The sequence below is a fragment of the Dictyoglomus sp. NZ13-RE01 genome (genome assembly GCA_002878375.1).
GTDB lineage: Bacteria > Dictyoglomota > Dictyoglomia > Dictyoglomales > Dictyoglomaceae > NZ13-RE01.
Genome location: NIRF01000001.1, coordinates 16251 through 41913 on the forward strand (window position 1 = coordinate 16251; position 25663 = coordinate 41913).

Here is a 25663-nt window from a genome sequence, read left to right on the forward strand (position 1 = left end):
ATGGATGATAAAACTAAAAAATATTTATTCTATATCGGAATATTTTTACTAATTGTTTTCTTTACCTTCTCCTTAATGAATAAAGAAAATAAAATAGAAAAGGAAGAGGTAGAAAATTATATTGTAGTACATATTGCAGGAGCGGTTAAAAATCCAGGTGTTTATAGATTGTTAGAAGGATCAAGAGTTATTGATGGAATAAGGTCTGCAGGAGGAGCCCTTCCTTCTGCAGACCTTGATAAACTAAATTTGGCAAGCTATTTAGAGGACGGTGCAAAAATCTATGTCCCAGAAAAGATTTTGCCAACTCAAAATATAAATGGAAATAGTGAAGTAAAAAAAGCTTCTAATTCTGGTAATAAAAAGATAAATATAAATACTGCCTCAAAAGAAGAGTTAGAATCTTTACCTGGTATTGGTCCTTCTTTAGCCCAAAGAATTATAGAGTACAGAGAAAGCAATGGGTATTTTAGCTCTTTAGATGATCTTGAAAAAGTAAAGGGAATTGGACCTAAGAAAATAGAACAAATAAAAGATTATATAGATTGGTAAGTGGATAAAATTCCTCCCTCTTGTTATTTTTTAGCATATTTTTTATTAGGAATTTTAGTTTATAAGATTACGGGTCTTTTAATCCCTGCTATAGCGATTTTCTTGATATCAATTATTTTAATTCCCAAAAACTACTATTTTTTGATTCCTTTATTTTTAATATTTGTCTTATTAGGCTACTATTCTGCAAAAAATTCTCTTCCTGAATTTTCTTTCTATAAGGATTTTCCTATACTTAAAGGTTTTGTTGTGAATGCTGAGGAAAAAGAAAAGAGTATGGAGGTTATTTTTAAGTCCTATAATTTTAGAGAAAAAATACTGCTTCGTGTTAATAAAAAAATAGATATAAACGTGGGGGACATAATAATATTAAAAAATCTACATGTATATCCGTTAAATAAGGAAAATTTGGCTTATTATTGGACAGATGAGATTATATATTATGGCATATTTAATGGTTTTTATAAGGTGGGAAAGGCTAAATTAGGGCTATGGGCAAAGATCTCTTTGTATATAAAGGAATATATTAGAAGTGTTTTTAATATACTTTCGGAGGAGAAGAAAAGATTTATTTATGCAGTTTTATTAGGGGAGACTGGAGGTTTATCAAATGAGATTAAAGAGCTCTTTTCAAATACAGGAACCTCTCATATTCTTGCCATTTCTGGTCTTCACATAGCAATATTAATTTCTTTTTTGAGTTTATTTTTTAGAACTAAGATAATGAGGCTATTTTTAGCTATCTTACTATTTTTTTACGCACTTTTAGTAAGTAAACCGCCTGTTTTTAGGGCATGGGGTATGTATATGTTTTTTACTATTGCAGAGATAATCCTTAGAGAGCAAGATTCTCTAAATACTTTATGTTGGACTGCCTTAATCTCTTTGCTTTTATCTCCACTAAACTTGTTTAATATTAGTTTTCAACTATCATATATGGCTATTTTAGGTTTAATTTTATTTAATAATAAACTTGATATGAATTTATTTACAGGCTATATAAAAAACATTATTCAAAATTCTTATATTTTATTCTTCTTTCTTTTACCAATTAATATTTACTATTTCCAAAAAATTACAATTTCATCCATGGTTGCCAACATGTTTTCAATTCCTCTTTTTCAATTAATTCTAACCTTATCATTCTTAATGATAGGTACATCTTTTTTTATGCCATTGAATTTAGTGCTATCAAATTTACTTGATTTCTTCATCTCCATGTTATTTAATGGTTTGCAATTGATTGTTATTAATTATAAAATTAGTATAATTGTATCGGTGATAATATTATTGATACCGATTTTGAAAAGGATGATGAAAAATGAACTACTGGGAGTTTAGAAGATTAATAAAGGAGAAAAATATTCCCTCAGTATACCTATTTGTTGGAGAGGAGAAGTTTTTGATGGAGGATGCCCTTCAGGCTTTAAGAAATAGGCTGAAGGGAGCATCATATCATGCATTTTTTGGGGAAGATATTACTTGGAAAGAGATAATGCCCTTTTTGGAGACCTCATCACTTTTTGGAGTACAAATGGTTGTTATTAGACACGCCCAAAATCTAAAAGAACCGTCAGATAAAGATAGAATATCCCTTCTCTTCAAAAAACTCACTAATACCTTTATTGTATTCATGGCAAATGCAGAGGAGGAGAAAACAAAAAAGAACTACTTACTAAAATTAGTTCCTCCACAAGGTATAGTGGAATTTTCTAAATTAAAATCCGATGGTATTAGAAGATGGTTAAATGAAAAAATAAAAGAGTTTGGTAAAGAGATTGACCAAGATTCTTTATATTTCTTGACTGTGTCATGGGGGGAGAACTTAGCTCTGCTGTATAGAGAATTGGAAAAGGTTGTATATTATGTTGGAGATAAAAAAGAGATTACTTTAGAAGATGTAAAAGCCACAGCATCTCCAAGAGAAGTTGCCTTCTTTACTTTCTTAGATGCTATACAGAAGAGAGATGTTTATACTGCATTATGGGGATTAGATACCTTATGGAATGAGGGTATGTTTCCAATGGTAATATTGGAAATTATTATAAAACAATTTAGACAACTTCTTAGAGTTCATACTCTAAAAAACGAGGGTTATTCTGAAGAAGAAATTGCTAAAAAGCTTGATTTACATCCTTTTGTAGTGAGAAAGACCATATGGGCTCTTTCAAATTATACTGCCGCAGAACTACTAGAATTCTACATGCTTCTGCGGCAGTTAGATATGGAGTTTAAATCAACAGCTAAAGATGAAAGAATTCTATTGGAAAGATTTTTAATTAGATTGGGAACTAATTTAGCTGGCTAATTTAAGCTTCTCATTAAGTAGCTTCATTAAACGGGACTTCTTCCTTGCAGCAGTGTTTTTGTGTAATGTCCCCTTTTGTGCAGCCTTATCAATTGCACTAATAGCAAGTGGTAGTACTTGTTTTGCTTCTTCTATTTTATTCTCTTCCAATAACTTTAGAAACTTTTTAGTGTAGAACTTAATTCTACCAAGTCTTAATCTGTTTCTAAGTCTATTCCTTTCACTAATTTTTATTCTTTTAATTGCAGACTTTGTATTTGCCATATCTCCCTCTCCTTCATATAATTTTTTACATGGGAATTATATCACAAGTTAATTTAAAAGAAAAGAAAAAATTGTAATTTATAGTATAATATTAAATCATGTGGAGAGATATATCTAAAATTAGAAATTTTAGCATTATTGCACATGTAGACCATGGGAAGTCTACATTGGCGGATCGTTTTTTAGAAATTTCAGGAGCTATTGATAAAAGGAAGATGAGAGATCAAGTTTTAGATACTTTGGATATTGAAAGAGAGAGGGGAATTACAATAAAGGCTCAGGCAGTTAGATTCTTTTATAAAAGCAAAAATGGAGAGGTTTATGAATTCAATCTTATAGATACTCCTGGACATGTAGATTTTACATATGAGGTCTCGAGAAGTCTTGCTGCATGTGATGGGGCAATTTTGGTTGTAGATGCTACTCAGGGAATTGAGGCTCAAACAATTAATAATTTGTTTTTAGCCTTAGAGAACAATTTAGTAATTGTACCTGTAATTAATAAGATTGATTTACCTAATGCAGAACCTGAAAAGGTTGCAGAAGATGTTAAAAATCTTCTTGGGAAGGACTATATAGGTGAGACCTTTTTTGTTAGTGCAAAGGAAGGATGGGGAATTGAAGAATTAATGGAGGGAATAATTAAATATATTCCTGCTCCAAAAGGAGATGTTAATGAGCCTTTAAAAGCTTTAATTTTTGATGCTGTCTATGATAGTTATAAGGGTGTTATAGTGTTTGTGAGAATTTTTCAGGGAGAAGTTAAGCCCTTGGATCAAATATTATTTATGTCTACGGGAATAACATATGAGGTGCAGGAAGTAGGTACATTTACTCCTGAAATGACTCCTACTGACAAGCTTTCAGTTGGGGAAGTGGGCTATATAGTTGCAAATATCAAAAACATTCATGAGACAAGGATTGGAGATACTATAACAAATGTCTTGAATCCAGCAAAAGAGCCTTTGCCTGGATATAAAAAGATACAGCCTATGGTATTTTGTGGTATTTATCCTATAAATAATGAAGACTATCCTGATCTTAGAGAGGCTTTGGAGAAGTTAAGCCTCAATGATGCTTCACTTTATTATGAGCCTGAAACCTCGCCTGCTTTAGGTTTTGGATTTAGATGTGGATTTTTGGGACTTTTACATTTAGAAATTGTTCAGGAAAGATTAGAAAGGGAGTTTGGTTTAAATATAATAACTACAGTACCATCTGTTGCTTACGAGATAATAACTATAAAGGATGAAAAGAAATTGATTCAGAATCCCCTGGACTTACCTCCACCTTATGAGATCAAAGAATTTAGAGAACCATATGTTTTTGCAAATATCATCACGCCTCCTGAATACCTTGGAGCTATAATGGATCTTATTGATAGAAGAAGAGGAATTTTTAAGAATATGGAGTATTTAACTCAAGAAAGAGTTTTAATAACTGCAGAACTTCCTTTAGCGGAGATTATTACAGACTTCTTTGATCTATTAAAGTCTTATACGCGAGGATATGGCTCTTTAACTTATGAATTCATAGGTTATAGAGCCAGTGATTTGGTAAAGCTTGACATATATATTAATGGAAAACCTGTTGATGCATTGTCCATAATAGTACATCGTGATAAAGCCTACGAGGAAGGTAGGAAGATAGTACAAAAATTAAGAAATGAGATTCCAAGACAATTATTTGAGGTAGTGATACAGGCAGGAATTGGCGGTAGAATAATTGCAAGAGAAGAGATTAAACCATTGAAAAAGAATGTTTTACAAAAATGTTATGGTGGAGATGTTACAAGGAAAAAGAAATTATTGGAGAAACAGAAAGAAGGTAAAAAGAGGATGAAAAAAATTGGTCATGTGGAGATTCCTCAAGAAGCCTTTTGGTCAGTTTTAAAGAGGGATTGAAGAATGATTATTTTCCTAACAAATGATGATGGAATAAACGCAAAACAAATTAATATAATGATAAATAAGCTTCAGAAAATAGGGGAAATTTATGGAGTTTTCCCTGAAAGAGAAAGAAGTGGTGGAAGCCATGCAATAACTTTACATAAACCATTAAGAGCAAACAAAGAAATCTCTCAAGATAAAGTGAAAATTTGGTCAAGTAATGGTACTCCTGCAGATTGTGTTTTGTTAGGTTTATTCGCTTTACTACCAGAGAGACCAAATATAGTAATATCAGGTATAAATAGGGGTTATAATCTTGGATGCGATATTATATATTCAGGAACAGTAGCAGGTGCTCGGGAGGCTGCTCTCCATGATATTCCTTCTATAGCTATTTCTGTTCCTCATAATGCTGACGTTGAAGACTTTGAATATGCAACAGATTTTTTGTTAAAGATGATTCCAAATTTTATTAAAATAATTCCACCTTCAGTATTTCTAAATATCAATATACCTCCTACAAAGAATAGAAATAATATTGATTTAGAATTTACATTTCAAGGTAAAATGCATTATAAAAATATCATAGAAAAGAGGATAGATCCGAGAGCTCAAGAATATTTCTGGGTACATGGCGAGGCAGAATTAGAGGATGAAGAAGGATCAGATATTTGGGCTATAAAGAGAGGAAATATCTCTATTACCCCACTCCAATCTAATATGACCGATTACTCCTTTTTAAAATATTTAAAAGATAATTTTCCGTATAAGTAAAAATTTATGAGAAGAATTGGGATTTATATACATTATCCCTTTTGTATTCATAAGTGTCCTTACTGTGATTTTGTATCATTTAGACATCCAGGAAAAGAAGATGAAGATATTTACGTTGAATACTTGATAAAAGAAATTGGAATGCGTAAGGATGATGAATTTATAGTAGATACAATATATTTTGGGGGAGGAACTCCATCTCTTTTATTAACAAGAAATTTAGAGTTAATACTAAATTTCATTTCAAAAAATTTCAAGATGGATTCTAATTTAGAGATAACTATTGAGGCAAATCCCGGAACAATAAATAGTTTTAAACTAAGACACTGGACTGAGCTTGGGATAAATAGAGTAAGCTTGGGAGTACAAAGTTTTCTTGAAAAGGAACTAAAATTCTTAGGTAGATTATATCTACCAAGAGATATTTATAAAAGCTTTAATTTTTTAAGAGATTATGGTTTCAATAATATCAATTTTGACATAATCTACTCGTTACCAGGTCAAGATTTAATGGGTCTTTCTTTTTCATTGGATAAAGCTGTAGAATTAAATCCAGAACACATATCTTTGTATAATCTAATGATAGAAGAGGGAACACAATTTTATGAAAGATATAAAAGAGGAGAGTTAAAGCTCTTGAGTGACGATGAAGAGGCTAAGCTTTACGAGTTTTCTATAGACTTTCTAAATAGTCATGGATATACCCAATATGAAATTTCAAACTTTTCAAAGATGGGTAAGTTTCCATGTAAACATAATCTCAAGTATTGGAGACATGAAGAATTTTTAGGATTTGGAGTATCTGCTTATTCCTTTATTTCTTCATGTAGGTATGGAAATTATAAAGACCTTTATGTATACTATGAAAAAATCAGAGAAGGTAAGTTCCCTTTTGAAGAGATAGAATATTTAGTAGATGATGATTTAGCTAAGGATGAGATTTTCGTTAGATTAAGATTAATGGAAGGTATAAATATGGATGAGTTTAAGAAGAAGTATAATAAAGATTTAAGAGAATATTTCCCAAATTACGAAATGTTCATCAAAAAGAACTTCTTGAAAGAAGAAAAAAATTATTTAAAATTAACAAGAAAAGGTTTATTATTGTGGAATGAAATTTTGTTAGATATATTTTAAAGGAGGAATATAGATGAAGCCAATAAGAGTAATAATTGCAGAGGATGAGCCCATAGTTAGAATGGATTTAAAGGAGCTCCTTGAAAGTCAAGGATATATTGTAATAGGGGATGTAGGAGATGGAAAATCCGCAGTAGAGCTGGCAAGAAAGGAGAAGCCAGATGTTGTAATTATGGACATTAGAATGCCAGAAATGGATGGCATTACTGCTGCAAAAATATTAACCGAAGAATTGATAGCTCCTGTTATATTTCTCACTGCCTATTCTGATAAAGAACTGGTTGAGAAAGCAAAAGAGGTCGGAGTAGTTGCTTATTTAGTAAAGCCTTTTAAGGAAACAGATTTATTCCCTGCAATAGAGATTGCTATTGCAAGATTTAAAGAATTTTTAGAACTTAAGGAACAAGTTAAGGATTTACAGGATGCTTTAGAAACGAGGAAATTAGTTGATAGAGCCAAGGGGTTACTAATGGATATAGAGGGATTAAAAGAGCATGAGGCTTTTAGACTTATCCAAAAAGCGAGTATGGATAAAAGAAAGCCTATGAAAGAAATTGCACAGGCTATTATTTTGGCTTATGAATTGAAGTCTAAAAAGGAGAAATAACTATGTATTATTCATTTATATTATCTTTGATTATATCTTTAATTCTAACTCCTTTTGTAAGAAATTTCTCAAATAGATATCAAGTTTTTATAGATAAGCCTGCTGAAAGAAAAGTACACAAAAAACCAATCCCAAGAATTGGCGGACTTTCCTTTTATATCTCAATTTTATTAGTCAACTTAATTTTTAATAAATCTGTGATGATTGAAAAAATCCTTTTAGCAGGATCATTAGTTTTTATTATTGGTTTAATTGATGATTTTAAAGAGTTGAAACCAGCCCCTAAATTTATTCTTACTTTCTTGGCAATACTATTTGCATTCTTTTTGGGTATAAGATTAGAAAGTTTTAAGATTCCATATACTTCTATTACGGTTAAAGGATTTTGGGCTTACTTATTCTCTTTTTTATGGCTATTAGGACTTACGAATGCGATGAATTTTATAGATGGATTGGATGGGCTGGCAGGAGGAACAGCTGTTATTTCTGCCTTCTCCCTTATGATAATCTCCTTGCTTTTAGGAAGATTTGAATCAGTTATATTTTTGGCATCTATGCTGGGTGGAGTTTTGGGCTTTTTGTATTATAACTTTCCACCTGCATCGATCATTATGGGTGATTCTGGAGCAATGTTTCTGGGATTTCTTTTGGCATCTATTGCTATAACAGGAGTTTTAAAGTTTAGTACCTTGATTACCTTATTAGTACCTATATTGATATTAGGTTTTCCCATATTAGATACTTTATTCTCTATATTCAGAAGAATTCTTATGGGAAAAGCTCCTTGGAAGTATGACAAGGATCATATTCACCATAGGTTTTTAAAGATTGGTATGGATACTAAACAAAGTATAGGATTTATATATTTAATAGATTTTTCTATGAGTCTCATTGCTATAATATTAGCCTTGTCTCAAGATTTTGAAATCTCTATGCTAATCTTAATTGGAGGATTAAGCTTAATAATATTCATTCTTGCAAAACTTGGAATATTGGAGGTAAGAAAGAATGGAAAAGTTTGATGTTATTGTGGTAGGTGGAGGACATGCAGGCTGTGAAGCAGCATATGCGTCAGCAAGACTTCACGTTAATACTCTCTTAATTACTATGAATTATGATACCGTGGGTTGGTTGCCATGTAATCCTGCTATGGGTGGTCCTGGAAAGGGGCAACTTCTTCTTGAGGTGGATGCATTAGGTGGTGCTATTGGCAGAATTACTACAAGGAGTATGTTACAGATAAAATGGTTGAATACATCAAAGGGTCCAGCTGTTAGAGCTTTGAGGGCACAAGTAGATAAATGGCTTTACCCACGATTAATGAGGAAGTTTTTAGAAGAACAAAAATATTTGAAGATTTACCAGGGCGAAGTTGTAGATTTAATTGTTGAGAATGATGAGGTAAAAGGTGTGATATTATCCACAGGTAGGGAAATCTATGCTGAAAGGGTTGTTATTACACCAGGCACTTTTATGAATGGTGTAATTCATATTAGTACTTGGTCAAAACCTGCTGGAAGAATGGGAGAGTTTCCCTCTGTGGGTTTATCTGATGCTTTAAGGAGATTAGGATTAGAAGTGGGAAGATTTAATACAGGGACTACTCCAAGGGTAGATAAGAGAACAGTAGATTTTAGCAGATTAATACCTCAATATGGAGATGAATCTCTTCCATCTTTTTCTTTTTGGGAAGAACCAGAATATAGAGAGCAAATACCATCCTATCTTACTCGTACTACATTAAAGACCAGGGATATTGTTTTATCCAATATACATCTAACAGCTTCTCGAGTTGGAGGGATGGTAAAAAAAGGACCAAGATATTGTCCTTCTATTGAGGAAAAATACTTATGGTTTCCTGATCACGAAACTCATCAGGTATTTTTAGAACCAGAAGGTAGGGATTCCATTGAGCTTTATGTACAAGGAATTTATACAAGTTTGCCGGAAGAAATACAAATTAAATTATTAAGAACGATTCCTGGTCTTGAAGAGGTAGAATTAGTAAGACCAGGTTATGCTATTGCTTATGATTTTGTTTATCCTCATCAGTTAAAGCTAACATTAGAGACTAAAAAAATTAGAGGGTTATATCTTGCAGGACAAATAAATGGGACAACGGGGTATGAGGAGGCTGCTGCTCAAGGGATAGTTGCTGGAGCAAATGCTGCCCTTAGCTTAATAGGCAAAGAGCCATTAATAATTGATAGGAGTGAAGCTTATATAGGAGTTTTGATTGATGATTTAGTAACAAAAGGAGTAGATGAGCCATACAGAATTTTAACCTCAAGGGCAGAGTATAGATTGATTTTAAGATGTGATAATGCAGATCAAAGGTTAACCCCAAAAGCTTACAAATTAGGATTAATAAGTGAAGATCAGTGGAAAATGTTTCAGGAGAAAATGGAAAGATTATCTAAGGAAAAGCAAAGACTTGAAAAGACCATCATTTATCCATCTCAGGATGTTAATAAATATTTAGTGGAGAAAGAGACATCCCCTCTTTTAAATCCAATCTCATTATCTAATTTGCTCAAGAGACCAGAAATTACCTACGAAGATATAGAGAAGTTAGGTTTTGGAGAAGATCTAAGGAAAGATTTAAAGTATATTGTTGAAACAGATATAAAATACGAAGGATATATTAAGAGAGAGATGGAAAAATTGAAAGAGTTTAAAGAATATGAGGATCTTTTAATACCGGATGACTTTGATTATGAGAAAATTCCACATCTTTCCAGGGAAGGTAGAGATAAATTAATGAAGATAAGACCAAGAACTTTTGGTCAAGCCCAAAGAATACCAGGGGTAAATGTAGGAGATCTAACTATACTACTATATTATCTGAGAAAGAAATATGGAGAGAAGCAAAGATTGGCGTGACGAGTATTTCAGTAAAGCCTATTATAACTTTTTCGCAAGGCATCTAACTCAAGAAAGAACAGAAAAAGAAGTAGACTTTTTAGAGGTCTCTGTTCCTATAAAAAAAAATATGATGATCCTTGATTTAGGTTGTGGTTTTGGTAGGCATAGTATAGAACTTGCAAAAAGGGGATATAAAGTTGTAGGCGTAGATAGATCTAATGAACTTTTAGAGATAGCAAGGGAAAATGCTAAGAAGGAAGGTCTTATTAACTTGGAATTTTACTGTATGGAATATAAAGATTTATCACAAATTAACTATCTTTTTGATGTAGTTTTATGCTTGTATACAAGTTTTGGCTTAAATTCTTACAAAGAAGACAGAGAAACCTTAAAAGAAGTTTATAAAATTCTGAAACCAAAAGGTAAACTACTTATTGACATAGAGAATAGGGAGGCTTTACTCCGTCACTTTATTCCTTACTCATGGGACATAATGGAGGATTTTGTTCTTCTTACTGAACATAAATTTGAACCTGAAACTGGTTATTATACATCTCGTAGAATCATATTTGAACGTAGCACTGGAGAAGCAAGAGAGTATATTAGAAAAATATATCTTTATACTGCAAGTGAATTAAGTAATCTTTTAGAAGATACTGGATTTAGAGTTATAAAATTCATAGGAGATTATGAAGGACATAAGTACAGTATTGCATCTCGAAGATTGATTTTGTTGAGTATAAAAGAGGGGTAGGGGAGGTTAAGTACTCCCCATTTATTTATTATCGTTCTTATCTTTACTACTATCTTTCTCTTCAGATGACTTCTTTTTATAATCAGTAGTGTAAAATCCTGATCCTTTAAATACTATTCCTACAGGATGAAAAACCTTTTTTAATGTACCTCCACATTTAATACAGACTTTTGGGGGTTCATCCCCTAAATTTGTTATTATTTCATAGCGCTCATTACAATTAGTACATACAAATTCATAAATTGCCATTATTATCACCTCCTATTTTTTCCATAAAATACTATAATTATATTTTACTTGTAGAAAGTAAATTGTAAATCCTCTCTTTTACTTCTATTTGCTCATACATGGAGAGATAAGCGAGAAGATATACTAACAATGATTCTGCTCCTTGATTTAAATTTACTCCTTTAGGAGTTAAACCATCAAAACATCCACCAGTTTCTTCACAATAGACAGGTTTATTATGTCTGTTTTTTCCAAAAAACCAATCAAAGGAAGTCCAGGCTAAATCTAAATATTTTTTATTGGATGTAATATTGTAAGCAGTTAAAAATAATAGAGTCATATATCCAGCCTCTATAGGTTGATGGTCATATTCACTTTTAACCCCATTCTTATAATACCATCCTCTATTACCTATTGGATCTAAATATCCGTTTTTAATTAGTGTCTCTACTAAAAATTCTGTGCTCTCAATGGCGGTATTTAAGAACTCGATTTTATTACTTAATTGATAAGCATAGAACATACCCATAGGTAAGATCGCATTTCCATATGTTAAATATTCCTCAAACCATCTCCAATATCCATCCTTTGTTTTCTCAAACTGTTTATAAAGGCTATTTGCCAAGTCTATTGCTAACATTTTATACTCATTATTATTAGATTTGGTTAAGAAATGATAAATTCCAATAATAGAGTAAGCCTTTGCTCTTGGAGATTGTATTTTTGGAGCATTTATGATGGCTTTATCAAATATTTCCTTAGCTATCAAATCAATATTCATTTCTGAGAAATTACCAAAGACATATCCAGAAGCCCACACACATCTTCCCCAGCAATCTTCAGAAACTTTCTCATCTATAAATCTCCTTTCATAATTCATAAAATTATTAAAAAATCCATCTTTCCTTTGAGCATGATAAATAAAACTTAGATATTTTATGAGCAGTTCTAAAATATTTTGGTCATTTGTTAATTCATAATACTTTGCAGAGACTATTACAGCTCTTGCGTTATCATCAGTGGTATATCCCATATTTCTGTCAGGAATAGTATACTTGGCATGTTGCAGAATGCCCGTATCATCTGTTAATCTGTAAAGATGTTTTAAAGAGAGGGGTGGATATCCTGGTATCTTAATCAATTCTATCACCTCCCCCTTCATGCTACTTGCACTTTTCTTGAGTAAATTACCTCCTTAAAAACATTCACATATTGTTTTGCAATATTAGACCATTTCATTGTTTTTCCTAACTCATATGCATTTCTTTCTATTTCATGTAAGAAGTTTTTGTCTCTAATTAATTTCTCCAAGGCTTCTGCAATAGATTTTGAATCTTTAAAATCTACTAATATTCCTCTATTAGCTGAAAGCATATCTATTGCATAAAGGTAAGGAGTTGATATTATTGCTTTCCCAAAACCAATAGCGTAGGCTAATGTTCCACTGCAAATCTGCTCCCTATTGATATATGGCGTAATGTAAACGTCTGTTGCTATTAGGTATTCAATTAATTCTTCCTTTGTTAAATATTTATTTACAAATACCACATTTCTCTCTAAATTTAACTCTTCTACTATTTTTAGAAGTTTATTTCTATAATCTTCTCCATATAGCCTTTTTACTTTTGGATGTGTAGTACCAAGTATTAAGTAAAGTATTTCAGGATATTTATCTTTAATGTCGCCTAATGCATATAAAGCATATTCAATTCCCTTTCCTGGATTTATTAATCCAAAGGTAGATAGAACAAATCTGTTTTCAATTCCTAATTTTCTTTTAATATCTTCTTTTGATAAATTATCATATTCTGGAACTCCATGGTGTATTAGGATGATATTATCTTTTGTTATCTTATAAGAATCCCTCAAGATATCTATTGCGGATTTACTTAAGACTATTACCTTTTCACTTTTCTCTACCAAAAATCTTGTTATTTCCTTTTTAAGCTCGTCAGGATTTGTTAGAACAGTATGTAGAGTTGTAATTATGGGCTTTCTTAATGCATTTACAAAATATTCTATATATGAGCCACTTTCTCCTCCAAATAGCCCGAACTCGTGCTGAATGTTTACTACTTCAATATCACTTTCATTAATAAACTCTGCTGATTCCATATAAGTTTCAATATCAGAATCTTTAATTTTAAAAACTACTTTATTATTGAAATTATAAGTTCTATCCTTTTCTTCTATAGCTATAATATTGGTTTCGACATTATTATGGGTTTTATCTATTGCATTCACTAAATCATAAGTAAATGTGGCAATACCGCACTCTTGAGGAGGGTATGTACTTAAAAATGCAATTTTTAATTTTTTCATTGTATCACCTCCTTTATGCAACAGCATTAGATATAATTTTTTCATTATCAGATATGGTGCGATGACTTGCTATAACAGAATTCTCAACATATGCATTTTCTCCTATCTTTGCATTATCCCAAATAATACTTTCTTTTATTTTGGCATTTTTCTCTATGATTACATTATTACCTATCACACTCATAGGATGTATTTCAGAATTTTTATCTATAACTGTATTGTCGCCAATTATGACTGGACCCTCAATTTTTGCTTTTGGATGTACTTCTGTGTTTTCGCCCATTACAATCTTATTAGTTGTAATCATTTTGCTTGTTGGCAGTTTTATTTTTCCTAAAAGCATGTCTTTATTTGCCTTTAGATACTTATGTAAATTACCAATATCAAGCCAGTAACCATCAAACTCAAAACCATATATTGGTATATTCTCCTTTAAAAGAACAGGATATATCTCTTTTTCTAAGGATACTTCTCTCCCTTTTGGTATGTAATTTAAAATTTCTTTCTCAAAAACATATATTCCAGCATTTATTAGGTTTGAAGGTGCTTCTTCCTTTTTTGGTTTTTCGATAAAGCTCTTAATTTGGCTTGATTCGTCAAGTAATACAACTCCATACTGAGAGGGATCTTCAACCCTCGTGAGTGCTATAGTTACAAGTCCCTTCTTTGCTTTGTGATAATTAATAAGATCTTCTAAATCTATATCTGTTAATATGTCACCATTAAAGATTATTATTTGATCATCAATTAAATCTTCTGCATTTTTAATAGCCCCACCTGTACCTAAGGGCGTGTTTTCCTCAACATAATAAATTTTTACTCCAAAATTCTTCCCATCATCAAAATACTTTTTTATCTCTTCTCCTTTATACCCTAAACTCAATATTATCTCATTTATTCCATAACTTTTTAAATATTCTATAAGATGATGCAAGAATGGCTTATTAACAATAGGGACCATAGGTTTTGGAAGTACTTTTGTTAAAGGTAAAAGTCTCATTCCTTTTCCACCAGCCAAAATTAGTGCTTTCATTAAGAACCACCTCCTTTGCTTTTTGGATTAGTACATTGAATTGAAGAATTAAATTGATGAAATTGGTTGATATATATATTCTATTTATTTATATACAATATAGAAACAAGTTTTGTCAAGTTGCACAAGCCATTGTAATAATTGAAATTTTGTTGTAAAATGAAACTAAGAGAATGGGAGGTGTTATATAGTAATGAGAAAAATTTTTTTGTTTTTTATATTAATATTTCTTTTTATAATAGCTGGGTGTGTAAAACCTTTGTCAATAACTCCTTCTTATATTAGCAAGGAAGGTATTGATATAAAAGTATCCATCCTTGATTCCTATGATTGGAGATTGCTTGCAAAAGATATATTAGTATTAAACTTGGAAATTTTTAATGGTAGAAATGAACCTATATGGGTATTTCCATTAAGTAAGTCAGTAATAATTGATTCAAAAAATAGACAATATTTTCCTGTAAGAGAATTCCAGTATGTTAAAACGGATACAAAACCAAAAGTTTCTTTTGAAATTACCTTTTCCACTCAGGAACCTCCGCAAGGTAAACTATCAATTTCCTTAGGAGATGAAAAAAAAGATGAAGAAATTCTTAAATTAATCAACAAATATGAGGTTTTGAAATTCAAAGATGGAAAAATACTTGAAGGTGCTTCAGTTAGTGGTATAATTATATTCTATATGCCAAATTATATCTCATCTGCAAAATATATAATTCCTGAGGTTTATTTAGAAAAATCAAATAGGTATGTGGATTTTGAATTTATATTTGAGAGGTAAGGAGGTTGAAAATGCCTAAGGCGATTGGTGTTGATCTTGGAGGAACTAAAATAAACGTTCTGTTAGTAGATGAGAAGGGAAATATATTGGCAAGAGATAAAAGACCTACAGAACCTGAAAAGGGGAAAGATCAGGTTTTAAATAAGATTAAAGACATGGTTTTGAATGTTTTAAAAAGTGCAGACTTAAGTATAAATGATATAGAGGGTATAGGGCTTGGCTTTCCAGGTATTATTGATAGGGAAAGAGTAGTTACTATGTATGCTCCTAATTTAGGGGATGATTGGAAGGAAGAAGTTCCGGTTGGTGAAATATTATCTGAGTTTTTTGATGTACCTATTGAATTGGAGAATGATGTAAACTTGATTGCATGGGCGGAGTGGTTGGTAGGTGCTGGAAGAGGAACAAGAACTATGATTACAGTAGCAATTGGCACAGGAATTGGATCAGGAATTATTTTAGATGGTAAAATTTGGAGAGGGGCTCATGGTATAGCTGGAGAATTTGGTCATACTACTGTTCTTCCTGATGGTCCTCTTTGTGGATGTGGCAATAGAGGATGTATTGAGGCAATTGCTTCAGGTGTAGGAATAGAAAATTATGCAAGAAGCATTCTTAAAGAACATCCAGAAAGTATAATATGGAAATTGTGTGATAATGATTTAAATAAAGTCACAGTAAGACTGATTTATCAGGCAGCTGAGGCTGGAGATACTTTAGCACGTCATATTTTTGATCATGCAGGTTACTATTTGGGGATTGCCTTGGCAAATTATGTTCATATTGTAGATCCTGAGAGGATTGTTATTGGTGGAGGAGTAGCTAATGTTAGAGAGTATATTGGTAGACCTATGAGAGAGGAATTTTATAAGAGAGCCTTAAAATATATTAGAGATAAGGTCAGTTTTGCTTGGGCTGAATTAGGAGATGATGCAGGAGGAATAGGGGCAGGCTTAATGCTTCTTTACAAGTAAATAATATAACTATGACAGTTCCTAATATTATAACTTTAATTAGATTTTTGATAATTCCCTTTTATACTTATTATTTAATAAGGGGGTATTTTTTATACTCCCTTATCCTTTTTATTATTTCAGCATTAAGTGATATCTTAGATGGTTATTTGGCTCGAAAACTTAATCAGACCAGTGAACTTGGTAAGATTTTGGATCCTCTTTCCGATAAGCTAATAATCTTAATAAGTTTGATTTATTTCGGATCTATACGTTACTTTTCCCTTATAGGAGTAATTGTTTTTATTCTGAAAGAGCTAATTATGTTAGTTGTGGGCTTAGTATTTTTAATTAAAAAGGTTGAAATTATTTCATCACGTATTTTTGGAAAGTTGGCTACAGTCTTCACATCTATATCAGTTATAATGGGACTGTTAAGGATATCCTTCGCAAATATTGTTTTTCTTATTGGGCTTTTATTCTCTTTATTAGCTGGATTGGATTATCTCTTCATTTACCTAAAAAAGCTTAGAGTTTTTTGAAAACACAAACGATATCACCAAATTGTAAAATATCGTTATCATTAAGTAGTTCTTTTTTTACCTTAATGCCATTGACAAAAGTTCCATTAGCACTATCAAGATCTTCTATAAAATAATTTTCACCCTCTCTAATTATTTGAGCATGAAATCTTGAAACAGTAGGATGAAATAGAACTATATCATTTTCTTCATCTCTTCCAATCTTTGTAATTTCTTTTTGAATTTTAAAATCCTTTCCTCTCTCTAAACCATGCTTAATGATTAAATATGCCCAATATATAGGTGCCACTGCAGATTCCAACATAATTGTGTCCGATTTGAACTCTTTTAATTCTTTAAATACTTCTGGCTCTTGAGATGTTTTCTTGGTTTTTTGAAGATTAATAATGTTTAATCTAATTAGAATGTCTAAGATAACTACTAAAATTAAAATTCCAATTAATAAATTTAACATATCTTCTCCTCCCCAAGAAATTTTCTTATATTATATATGAAAATTCTTAAAAGTCAATAAATTTTTAAATCATCAAGAAAAATATTACCTTCTATTCCACTGTTATTTAGAAAAACTAAATATATAGATTGTAATTTTAGAGGATATTTGGGTGGAAGATTCCATGAAGAGATTAGAGGTTTAATCTCTCCTAAGTCTTTCTCAATAGTTCTCCATTCATTGGTCCAATCGATCCCTTTAAAAGATGTAATATCAAGTACATATGGCTTTCCATTGCTATCATAAAATAAAGCTCTCAACCATCCTCTTTTTCCATCCCCATATACTTTTAGAGATAATTTTGTCATTTTTTCTACGATAACAGTGTTAATTTCAAAGTATAAAAAGGAATCTCCAGGAAGAGTTCTATATTTTAAAGAGAGAAAATTTTTCCCTTCATATCCATTTTGAGTTGTTATAGAGTAAGTAGTAAACATTTCGTCTATGTTTTTACCTGTAATTCTCCAATTTTTATCTAATTCAAAATCTTCTGAGAAAGTATTAGTATATACTGTTATATTTTTCTTAGCGGAAAGATTACCAATATTTATTGTCAATTCTGAACTCCCATAATCAAGCCCTGTTATTTCCATGGTTTGGGGGTTAAAATCAATTATGGGATTTGAGATACTCCAAGTAAAAGAAGAAATATCCAATTTATGGAAATTACTATCTTGAAGGATTAATTTAATCTTTTTCTTCTCATCTTTTTGTATGTAGAGATCCTCATCAGGAAGTATAAATAAATATTTTGGTTCTGTTGTTTCTGTAATATTTTTTATTAAAAGTGCAGTAGAAATTTCTCGATCTGAGTTTATTAAAGGTTCTTTCCATAGTACCATGTTACTTGAACTTCCACCATCTAAATTTAGTGCATTCTCAACATCTAAAGTTTTTAATAATTCTATAGCCTCCTTTAGAGTCATTCCTGGCGATGTAGTCGTTCTTCCCTCGATAAATAAAATTATTATCTTATCCTCCTTTGTTGCAATAATTGTCCTTGGATGTCTACCATTAATTATATTTTGATCGAAGGGAATTTCATTTGTCTTTCCTAAAACAATTTCCCTATTTTTTATCAAAATAGGACCCCCACAAATCGCTTCTTTAATTGGAATTGTAGGTTTAGATTCTACAATAATTTCTATATCTTTTCCGATTTCGAAGAGGGGTAGGTATTTTAAGGCAGTACCTCCAAGAGATATAACACATCCATTATCTGGAATATTAGAGCTTAGTACACCATATTCTATATTTACAACTTTACCTTTTATATTTCCATGAAAGGGGAGGATATTGTCTAACTCTATAATTATATTTACTCCTGCAAAGGCATTGTTTTGTATAAGAGTCTGTTTTGCAAACTTTTTTGTATATAATACTGCCTGATTTCCTCCTCTTGGTGAATTTAGATTGTCAATCTTAAAAATATTATTGTTTACTTTAACTTTGATGGTAGTTTCAAATATATCTATAACTGCACGTCCATCATAAGTTATGGCAAAGACTCCTCTCTTGATTGGTAAATGAATTAGCTCTCCATTACTAACTACAAGTCCTATAGGTTCTCCTGAATCCAAACTAAAAAAGTTCGCATTAATTGCTAAATCCGCATTGTATCTTTTTGCAATGGAACTAAGTTTTTCTTTTCCTAAGATTTGATCTTGTCCCAATGCAGTGAAAATTTCTATATTTGGGTTTGGAAACTGAATTACAGTAATATGGAAATTTTCTTCGGACTTCTGATAGTAAGCATTAGGAGCATAAAATATTTGTGAAAAAGAAGTTGATAGAAGTATACATAAAATAATCAAAAAAGAGAGTTTTTTATTCATTTTTTCTTTTTCTCCTGTGCTTTCAAATGGGCTATATATAATCTTGCTCTCATTTCTAAGGATGCAGTTTCTAACATAGAAGGATATGGCTTGTTTCTCCATTCATTAAGAATTTTCTCTTGGACACTATCATACCATTCTTCGCCTTGTTGCCTTTTAAAAGTATTTATTTTTTCCATAACCATTTCCCTTATACTTCTCCATTTTCTAAAGAATAATTCCAATAGAAATAATACCATGGAGCATAAGATTAAGGGAATATCTAAGGGTTTTGGTTCTTCGGATTTAAAATTCCAGCTTCTAAAAACATCTTTTGGCTCTTTTATAATTTTTCCATTTGTAGTTGAGGTCAATAAATAAGCTAAATCTTCATTGAAGGTTTTAGGAATAAATTCATTTGTGTTCGTGGTATACCAAAGAATCTTAGCAATGTTGTTGTTATTCTCCCATAATGTAATTTGATATTTCCCAAGACTGTTAATGGGAAATTTGCCTTGATAAAACCCTGGTCCCTTTTGTTCCATTACTCCTTGAATTTCTTTTCCTTTTGGATCAGTTATAATAAATTTTATCTCAGCATAGTTTATATAGTTTCCTTGTGCATCTGCAGTTCTCAAGTTTATTACCCCATTTTCTTCTTCTTGGACTACATCTACATGAATATTGGAAATGTAATGGGGAATAGATCTTCTTAAAAGCTCACTCCAAAACCTTCCTAAATCTTTCCATTTTAGCCAATCCTTACCCCAATATGATTTCAGGGCTGAAGTAAATACATATACTTGCCCTAAACCAAACTGTCCAAAAGCAAGAATCGGGTCTCCTGTAGGATCGCTTATTAAAACAGGATAAGGATACTTGGCAGAGGTCAATACATATCCTGAAAGGGGAGGTAAATTTTGGATATTTAGAAATTCAGGACGGTTAACTTTTGGGGTAAAATTCTTTTCAATTATATTTGAGCGAAGAAGAGCTTTTGTTTCAGAGAGAAGTAGTTGGGGAAGGCTTCTTAAGTCCCAAGCATAATAGTATCTTCCGTTTCCCCACTCTGCTATGTTTTTAAGTAGATTTGTATTTACATCCTCGCCTATTCCGATTGTTGAAATGGTTATCTTATTTTTTGCAAGCCAACGAGATATACCATAAAAATCTCCTCCCTCAGTTTGACCATCTGTTATAGCAATAATATGTTTATTTTGATTGGGAATTTTAATTAGTTCTTCACCAGCAGATTTTAAAGGAGGATACATAGCAGTACCTCCACCAGCCTCAATCCTTGATATAAGTTCTGCTACCTTTTCTTTGTTTGTTAGTCTCTGTAATGGGACTATCCATTGATAGGAGTGATCAAAAGCAATTAAACCAAAATAATCTTCATCATTAAGAAAGTCTACAACTAATTGTGCAGACTCCTTGGCAAGCTCTATCTTAGGTTCTCCTCCACTAAGTGCTCCCATACTTCCTGATGCATCAATTATTAAAACTAATGATACGTTTGATCTCTTTAAAAGTTGCTCTGGTTTTAGTGTTACAGGTAGAATCTCTTCCAGAGGCGTTTGTTGATAATCTCCAGCAGATAAGCTTTTATCTCCTCCCAAGATAAGAAGCGTTCCGCCCTTTTCAACAACAAATCTTCTAATGTTGTTCATTTTATTCCATGTTAATTTATTTGCAGGAATATTATCTAATATTATAAGTTGGTAATTGGAAAGGTCATTTTCTAAGGTGATATATGGATATTTGTCGTAGATAAGGTCCCACCCTTGCAATCTCAAAGCATTACTGAACAATGGTTGAAAATCTTCCCCAATTAAGTATAAAATTTTAGGTTTCCCTTGAACATATACAAAGCTTATAGCAGTATTATTTTCTAAGTAGGTATCTTCAGCTGACTTTATTCTAACACTTACATCTTTTAATCCAGAACTTGTAGACTTTAGATTGAAAGAGAAAAAGTTATCCTCCCTTAAATCTTTAAGTTGGTATGTATATTTTTTATTTTCCCATTCTATTTCTAAAGTTCCCTCCTTTATCCCAAAGCTTTTAACATATACTTCCACTGGAAAGACCTGTCCAGTGTCTATTATTTTAGGGGTTTGAAGTTTCATGAGAATTAACTCTTTGTACTGTTTTGTCTTTAGTGGATAAACATCTACCTGTATTTTTTCATTTTTCATTTTATTTAACAATTTTTCTACGTTCCCTACATTTTCCTGTAGATCGCTGGCTATAATAATTCTTAAAGGCTCTTGTTTTCCTTTTAAAGATATGGCGGATAAAAGGGCATTTTCAATATTTGTGAAGTATGGCGTCTCGACTCCTGAAATTTTATTTAGATTTGGTTTTTCCTTTAGATCCTCTTCTATATTTACATCTCCTGCGAAGGTTATTAAACCTACTTTATCATTTTCACCCTTATATCTTAGAGAATTATTTATAAAATTTAAAACATTCTCCTTTTCTTCAGGAGAAACACTTAGAGATTGATCTAATAAGAATACTACATTTATTTGGGAAAGAGAGGAGAAAAATTGAAGACCAGAGAGTGCTAAGACAAGCAAAAATATTTGTATACTTCGAAGAATAGCTTTCCTTGTTGGAAATTTTCTAATCAAATAAATTATTATTAAGGATAGTATGAGAAATATTGCTCTACTAAAACCTATCATGTAATGTTGAATCCTCCTAAGAATATTATGGCTTCTAATAAAAGCAAAATAATTGACAGAATAAGGGCATATAAAGAAAGATCAATATATATAGTTCCTTTCTCTTTATTTTTATTCTGCTTATTTATTTCAATATTCATCTTAGGTTTTATATCGCTTTCTTCTTTAGAGAATAAGTTTACAACATATATTTCATTTTTTGCTCTCTTTTTGATGTAATAAAATCCAGGTTTTGTAGTTTCAGTAAATTCCACAAAACCGCTTTTATTTTCTAATTCATATCTTCTTTCAGGTGTACCCACATATATCCAGCCGCTATTATCTAAGATCTCGATGGGCTCTCCTGGAGACTTATATGGATTATAGGAATTTTTATAATTTATGATGTTGTAGATAAAAATAGGAAATGAGTCATAATAGATCCAATTAGTGTCAAGCAGTGAAAATGTAAGTACTATAGCGAAAATATCTTTTTTATCATAGATAAAACCTATTGGTCCCTTTTCAGAATATAAGAATGGTGTTAAATCTTTGGATTTTATCAAAATTGCTGAGTAAATATTAACGTTTAATGGTTGTATTAGGCTCATAATTGGAATTTCTTCCCAGCTAACAATTCTTGTATTACTAATTTTTCCAATCTGTTCAAAATTAAAATTGAATGGAGGATAACCTATAAAAATATATTTACCAGGTGACACATACTCAGGTATTAATTGATCAAAAACTATGAAATCAAAGTCAATAAAGTCTTCTTGTGTAACATCTCTCTTTATTTTTAAATCTGCTCCTGGAATTGCTTTTAAAGCCTTTTCTAAATAAGGATTTCCAAGGGTTATTAAAAGTATTTTATGATAAGGCTGTGGTAGATAAAGATGGGCAGAATTGTCTTCTTTTAAGTCGTCATTTATATCTAAATTTATTTCGATTTTTGTTTCTTTATTTGGTATTTCTCTAATAATCTTTTTATTGCTTTTTGGAGCTAATTCAATGTGTAATCTCTCCATTATTGCATTATTTAATTTAATAACAATAGGAACTTTCTGAAATTTATTTGAAAAGTTTGATATTTCTAAATAAAATTCAGCCAAGTTTACATTCTTGGGAAATATTTTTGCATTAGTGATTCCTACATTATCTTCTCCCTTCCCGATTATATGTATATGATAATCGTTAATCGAATTAGATGGAAGAGTAAAAGGATTATTCCCATCTGTCAAAATATGGATCTCTTTTGGAGTATTTGGAAGTAATGATTCCGCAAGTTCTATAGATTCTTGGATAGTATCATTAGAATAAGTGCTTTTCAATTCCTTTATAATTTTTTCGATAGTACTACGATTAGTAGTAAAGGATACTTTTAATTCTGGCTTATACCCTGCATATATGATTGCCATTGATCTAAAAATAGAGTTTTTTGCTACTATGTTTAAGGCTTCTTTTTTTATGACATCAAAACGACTTGGTTTAACATCTATTGCATTTGTACTTGCTGAAGAGTCTATAATGAGTACTAATGGGAGAGCAATATTTCCTTTCATAACCCATTGGGGTTGAGCCAAGGTAAAAACTATAAGAGATAAGATCAATAATTGAAGTATTAATAGGATATTTTTAGGAAGTTTTCTTAGCCATCTTGAAGTTTGACTTTTCCTAAATAATCTCTCCCATAGGAAAAGAGTAGATATTTTAACTAAAATTCTCTTTGGCTTTATCAACTGAAGGATTATAATTATTGATAATAATGATAAAAGCCATAGAAATTGAGGATTTATGAATCTTATCATGTTAACCATCCACTCACTCTTAAATATCTAAGTAGTAAGTCCTCAATAGGAATATAAGTGACTGTTCTTAAATATTCGATATTATAACTTTGTGTAAACCTTTCTATGTCATCTAAAAATCTATGAAACTCTTCCTCATACTTTTTTCTTATGTTATCATCAATGAAAACTTCCCATTTTTCTCCTGTTTCTATATCAGTTAATAATAAGTCCCCTTTATAAAATGGCGAAATTTCCTCTTCTGCTAATGGTTGTATTATATAAACAGAAAACTTTCTAAATTTTGCTAAAGATAAGCCCTCTTTAAATCCATTAGGGGATAAGAAGTCAGATATAATAATTAATATGCCTCTTCTTTTTTGCCAATCCAAATAAGTTTTTAAAGCTTTATTAATATTTGTTTTTCCTTTTGGTTTTATATCTTTAAGGACTCTAAATAGTTGAAATATGTTTTCTTTTCGGCGCTCTAAGGAGAGAAAGTGTTGCAAATCTTCATTGAAGGAACAAAACTTGATTCTTTCCCAGGAATTTAATCCCAAATAAGCAAAAGCAAGTGCCAAATTTTTCCCATAGAAAAGTTTAGATGGACTTCCAATCTCCATAGATGATGATGTGTCTAAAAGTATGTGAATATCCAAATCCTCCTCTTCTTCGAACAATTTTATTAGAAATTTTTCTGTTCTGGCATAAATGTTCCAATCTATGTATCTCAATTCGTCTCCTAAATTGTAATCTCTGTAATCAGCAAATTCAGTACCTCTCCCTACTTTAGGACTTTTTCTCTCTCCCATGTTTCCTGAGATTCTTATCTTTTTAGCAATTAATTTTAGATTCTCAAGTTTTTTTAATATGGATAAATCTAATTCCTCACTCATTTTCCTACCTCAGGAAGGGTATTAATAATTTCATTGATAATTTTATCTACGGTTATTCCTTCCGCCTCTCCCTCAAAATTTAAAATAATCCTATGTTTTAGTGCTGGAATTACTACCCTTCTTACATCTTTAAAGCTCACGTTACTTCTTCCCTCCCATAGGGCAAAGGCTTTTGCTCCAAGAATAATAGCCTGTGCTCCTCTTGGGCTTGCTCCATACTTGACATATCTTTTAACAATCTCAGGAGCAAAGTCACTTTCAGGTTGTGTGGCAAGAACTATCCTTATTGCATAATCCTTGACAATGTTAGAGATAGGGACTAATCTAACCATTTTTTTCAATTCTTCTATAATGGTATCATTTGCAACCTTGTTAACTTTTGGCATTTCAATATTAGTAGTTCTATCTATGATTTCAATTAGTTCTTCTTTTTTTGGATAACTCAATTCCAATTTAAAGAGGAATCTATCCATCTGAGCTTCTGGTAGAGGGTATGTACCTTCCATTTCAATTGGATTTTGAGTTGCGAGCACAAAGAATGGTTTTGGTAAGGGATATATTTTGCCAAAGCTAGTTACATTTCCCTCCTGCATGGCTTCCAAAAGGGCAGATTGGGTTTTGGGAGTTGCACGATTTATTTCATCTGCAAGTAGTATATTTGTGAAGATTGGACCTTCTTGGAATTTGAATTGTTTTCTATCTTTTTCATCCGATACTATTATATTTGTACCTGTTATATCCGCAGGCATAAGATCAGGTGTAAATTGAATTCTTGAAAATTTTAAATCTAATACTTCGCTCAAGGTTTTTACCATTAGAGTTTTACCAAGACCTGGTACACCTTCTAATAAAACATGTCCATTACATAATAAGGCTATTATTATGTAGGTTATAACATCTTGATATCCTACAATCACTTTATTTATTTCCTCTTGAATCCTATGAGTTATTTCTGTAAAATCCTCTAATGTTATATTCAAAACTTTTCCCTCCTT

At 31.3% G+C, this 25663-nt stretch carries 24 protein-coding genes; 13 read left to right on the forward strand and 11 right to left on the reverse strand.

Features of this window, described 5'->3' with window-relative positions; translation table 11 throughout:
- The 3 genes from CBR30_00100 to holA are packed head-to-tail and all read left to right on the forward strand — an operon-like array spanning position 1 to position 2860.
- Complete coding sequence (locus CBR30_00100; GenBank protein PMQ02097.1) at positions 1–552, forward strand: competence protein ComEA; 552 nt, start codon at positions 1–3, stop codon at positions 550–552.
- Entirely contained in the window at positions 553–1893 is a 1341-nt protein-coding gene (locus CBR30_00105; protein ID PMQ02098.1) for a hypothetical protein, read from the forward strand. It abuts the gene before it with no gap.
- On the forward strand, positions 1874–2860 hold the full coding sequence (gene holA / locus CBR30_00110) for a DNA polymerase III subunit delta (GenBank protein PMQ02099.1): 987 nt from the start codon (positions 1874–1876) through the stop codon (positions 2858–2860). The genes CBR30_00105 and holA overlap by 20 nt, the downstream gene beginning before the upstream one ends.
- Here the strand turns inward: holA and CBR30_00115 are convergent.
- Positions 2849–3124: a 30S ribosomal protein S20 gene (locus CBR30_00115; protein ID PMQ02100.1), complete on the reverse strand. Its 276-nt coding sequence runs from the start codon at positions 3122–3124 to the stop codon at positions 2849–2851. The genes holA and CBR30_00115 overlap by 12 nt on opposite strands.
- A 98-nt stretch (positions 3125–3222) precedes the next feature.
- Between CBR30_00115 and CBR30_00120 the strand changes: the two genes are divergently transcribed.
- The 7 genes from CBR30_00120 to CBR30_00150 are packed head-to-tail and all read left to right on the forward strand — an operon-like array spanning position 3223 to position 11150.
- A complete protein-coding gene (locus tag CBR30_00120) occupies positions 3223–5028 on the forward strand; it encodes an elongation factor 4 (protein ID PMQ02101.1) in 1806 nt (601 codons plus the stop codon).
- A 3-nt stretch (positions 5029–5031) separates the two neighbouring features.
- A complete protein-coding gene (locus CBR30_00125) occupies positions 5032–5787 on the forward strand; it encodes a 5'/3'-nucleotidase SurE (protein ID PMQ02102.1) in 756 nt (251 codons plus the stop codon).
- A gap of 6 nt (positions 5788–5793) precedes the next feature.
- The gene (locus CBR30_00130; protein PMQ02103.1) at positions 5794–6924 is read left to right on the forward strand and encodes a coproporphyrinogen III oxidase; all 1131 of its coding nucleotides are present in this window, start codon (positions 5794–5796) and stop codon (positions 6922–6924) included.
- Positions 6925–6937: 13 nt separating this feature from the next.
- The gene (locus CBR30_00135; protein ID PMQ02104.1) at positions 6938–7531 is read left to right on the forward strand and encodes a response regulator; all 594 of its coding nucleotides are present in this window, start codon (positions 6938–6940) and stop codon (positions 7529–7531) included.
- The gene (locus CBR30_00140; GenBank protein PMQ02105.1) at positions 7528–8553 is read left to right on the forward strand and encodes an undecaprenyl-phosphate alpha-N-acetylglucosaminyl 1-phosphate transferase; all 1026 of its coding nucleotides are present in this window, start codon (positions 7528–7530) and stop codon (positions 8551–8553) included. The genes CBR30_00135 and CBR30_00140 overlap by 4 nt, the downstream gene beginning before the upstream one ends.
- Positions 8540–10414 carry a tRNA uridine-5-carboxymethylaminomethyl(34) synthesis enzyme MnmG gene (locus tag CBR30_00145; protein ID PMQ02106.1) on the forward strand — a complete coding sequence of 625 codons (1875 nt, stop codon included), beginning with the start codon at positions 8540–8542 and terminating at the stop codon, positions 10412–10414. The genes CBR30_00140 and CBR30_00145 overlap by 14 nt, the downstream gene beginning before the upstream one ends.
- Positions 10389–11150: a methyltransferase type 11 gene (locus CBR30_00150; GenBank protein PMQ02107.1), complete on the forward strand. Its 762-nt coding sequence runs from the start codon at positions 10389–10391 to the stop codon at positions 11148–11150. The genes CBR30_00145 and CBR30_00150 overlap by 26 nt, the downstream gene beginning before the upstream one ends.
- A gap of 21 nt (positions 11151–11171) precedes the next feature.
- On the opposite strand, the gene CBR30_00155 is transcribed toward CBR30_00150, so the two are convergent.
- The 4 genes from CBR30_00155 to CBR30_00170 are packed head-to-tail and all read right to left on the reverse strand — an operon-like array spanning position 11172 to position 14733.
- On the reverse strand, positions 11172–11399 hold the full coding sequence (locus tag CBR30_00155) for an FmdB family transcriptional regulator (protein ID PMQ02108.1): 228 nt from the start codon (positions 11397–11399) through the stop codon (positions 11172–11174).
- A 37-nt stretch (positions 11400–11436) separates the two neighbouring features.
- The gene (locus CBR30_00160; GenBank protein ID PMQ02109.1) at positions 11437–12540 is read right to left on the reverse strand and encodes a glycosyltransferase; all 1104 of its coding nucleotides are present in this window, start codon (positions 12538–12540) and stop codon (positions 11437–11439) included.
- Complete coding sequence (locus tag CBR30_00165) at positions 12537–13700, reverse strand: glycosyl transferase family 1 (protein PMQ02110.1); 1164 nt, start codon at positions 13698–13700, stop codon at positions 12537–12539. The genes CBR30_00160 and CBR30_00165 overlap by 4 nt, the downstream gene beginning before the upstream one ends.
- A 13-nt stretch (positions 13701–13713) precedes the next feature.
- The gene (locus tag CBR30_00170; protein PMQ02111.1) at positions 13714–14733 is read right to left on the reverse strand and encodes a nucleotidyltransferase; all 1020 of its coding nucleotides are present in this window, start codon (positions 14731–14733) and stop codon (positions 13714–13716) included.
- A gap of 193 nt (positions 14734–14926) precedes the next feature.
- Here CBR30_00170 and CBR30_00175 point away from each other — a divergent pair, with 193 nt between their 5' ends.
- From CBR30_00175 to CBR30_00185, 3 genes are read left to right on the forward strand one after another with little or no spacing between them, the layout of a single operon-like run.
- The gene (locus tag CBR30_00175; protein ID PMQ02112.1) at positions 14927–15514 is read left to right on the forward strand and encodes a hypothetical protein; all 588 of its coding nucleotides are present in this window, start codon (positions 14927–14929) and stop codon (positions 15512–15514) included.
- An 11-nt stretch (positions 15515–15525) separates the two neighbouring features.
- Complete coding sequence (locus tag CBR30_00180; protein PMQ02113.1) at positions 15526–16488, forward strand: glucokinase; 963 nt, start codon at positions 15526–15528, stop codon at positions 16486–16488.
- A gap of 11 nt (positions 16489–16499) precedes the next feature.
- The gene (locus tag CBR30_00185; protein PMQ02114.1) at positions 16500–17009 is read left to right on the forward strand and encodes a CDP-diacylglycerol--glycerol-3-phosphate 3-phosphatidyltransferase; all 510 of its coding nucleotides are present in this window, start codon (positions 16500–16502) and stop codon (positions 17007–17009) included.
- Here the strand turns inward: CBR30_00185 and CBR30_00190 are convergent.
- Genes CBR30_00190 through CBR30_00215 form a run of 6 tightly spaced genes read right to left on the reverse strand, consistent with a single transcriptional unit; the run spans position 16996 to position 25648 of the window.
- Entirely contained in the window at positions 16996–17463 is a 468-nt protein-coding gene (locus CBR30_00190; GenBank protein ID PMQ02115.1) for a forkhead-associated protein, read from the reverse strand. The genes CBR30_00185 and CBR30_00190 overlap by 14 nt on opposite strands.
- Positions 17464–17516: 53 nt before the next feature.
- Positions 17517–19439 (reverse strand): hypothetical protein, encoded by a 1923-nt coding sequence (locus CBR30_00195; GenBank protein PMQ02116.1) that lies wholly within the window; start codon positions 19437–19439, stop codon positions 17517–17519.
- Entirely contained in the window at positions 19334–22006 is a 2673-nt protein-coding gene (locus CBR30_00200) for a VWA domain-containing protein (protein ID PMQ02117.1), read from the reverse strand. The genes CBR30_00195 and CBR30_00200 overlap by 106 nt, the downstream gene beginning before the upstream one ends.
- Positions 22003–23802 carry a hypothetical protein gene (locus tag CBR30_00205; protein PMQ02118.1) on the reverse strand — a complete coding sequence of 600 codons (1800 nt, stop codon included), beginning with the start codon at positions 23800–23802 and terminating at the stop codon, positions 22003–22005. The genes CBR30_00200 and CBR30_00205 overlap by 4 nt, the downstream gene beginning before the upstream one ends.
- Entirely contained in the window at positions 23790–24668 is an 879-nt protein-coding gene (locus CBR30_00210; GenBank protein ID PMQ02119.1) for a DUF58 domain-containing protein, read from the reverse strand. The genes CBR30_00205 and CBR30_00210 overlap by 13 nt, the downstream gene beginning before the upstream one ends.
- Positions 24665–25648: an AAA family ATPase gene (locus CBR30_00215; GenBank protein PMQ02120.1), complete on the reverse strand. Its 984-nt coding sequence runs from the start codon at positions 25646–25648 to the stop codon at positions 24665–24667. The genes CBR30_00210 and CBR30_00215 overlap by 4 nt, the downstream gene beginning before the upstream one ends.
- Positions 25649–25663: the final 15 nt, after the last annotated feature.